Source organism: Clavibacter tessellarius (assembly GCF_001618005.1).
GTDB classification, from domain to species: domain Bacteria; phylum Actinomycetota; class Actinomycetes; order Actinomycetales; family Microbacteriaceae; genus Clavibacter; species Clavibacter tessellarius_A.
Genome location: NZ_LQXA01000021.1, coordinates 1 through 1096 on the forward strand (window position 1 = coordinate 1; position 1096 = coordinate 1096).

1 protein-coding gene is annotated in these 1096 nt (G+C 77.6%); it reads right to left on the bottom strand.

All coding sequences use genetic code 11. The features are described from left to right. Nucleotides 1-15: 15 nt before the first annotated feature. On the bottom strand, nucleotides 16-1096 hold a 1081-nt coding region (locus AWH51_RS05455), incomplete at its 5' end, for a glycosyltransferase family 4 protein (RefSeq protein ID WP_368072668.1).

Genomic DNA, 1096 nt, shown 5'->3' on the forward strand with positions numbered 1-1096 from the left:
CCCGCCGCGGGCACGTCAGCCGCGTGCGGCCGGCCCGAGCTCGAGCAGGTCGGCGAGGCCGGCCACGAGGTGCCGCGTCGTGAGGCGCGCCTCCACCTCGCGGCGGCCCGCGGCGCCGAGCTCCCGGGCGCGCGCCGGGTCGCGGAGCAGGCCGATCACGGCGTCCGCCATCACCTCCGGATCCCCGACGGGGGTGATGACGCCCGTGCGCCCGGGCACGACGTAGTCGTCCGTGCCGGGCGTGCCCGTCACGACCACGGGGCGTCCGGTCGCCATGGCCTCGAGGCTCACGGTCATGCCCGACACGTGCAGGTTGTCGCGGGTGGCCACGGCGACGACGCTCGCGCGCGCGTAGAGGTCGGCGAGCTCGCCGTGCGTGAAGTACGGCACCTTGCGGACGCCCTCCGGCGCGGGCAGGTCGGAGGCGCTCTGCACGACGATCTCGGCCTCCGGCACCGCGGCGTGCACGCGCGCGAGCGCGGGGAAGAGCGTGGCGGGATCCCGGTCGCGGTCGCCGCCCACGCTGACGACGCACGGGCGGTCGGCCGACGGACGCGCGGGGTAGAAGGACTCGTCGACGCCGAACGCGCAGAAGCGCACGGGCGGGCCGTCGGGTCCGACGAACTCGCGCAGCGGATCCACCTGGCCGCGGCTGAGCACCCAGAGGCCGTCCATGCGGCGCAGCACGTCGCGCATCCGGCCGAGGTCGCCGCCGGTGCCGCGGGCGAGCATGTCGGTCACCCAGATCACGCCCGTGTACATCTCCCGGTGCGGGCGGGTGAGGAGCATGCGGCGGGCGGCGTTCTCATCCCAGGTGATGCCGATGTCGCGGGCGGCCGGATCCGCGGGGCGCGCCGGGCGGCGGCGGAGGGCGGGGATCCGGTCGCGCAGCGCGTCGACGCGGCCGGGCGCCCGGAGCGCGGCGATCGTCACGTCGGCGTCGTGGGCGCGCAGGGCGTCGAGCCCGTACGGCCACTCGCCGGGCACCTCGCCGGCCGCGTGGCGCGCGCGCCAGCGGGGCAGGTCGCGTTCGACCGGGAAGAGGACCTCGACGGCGGGGCGGGGGCGGGAGGCGGGCATCGTGTCCTTCTCAGGC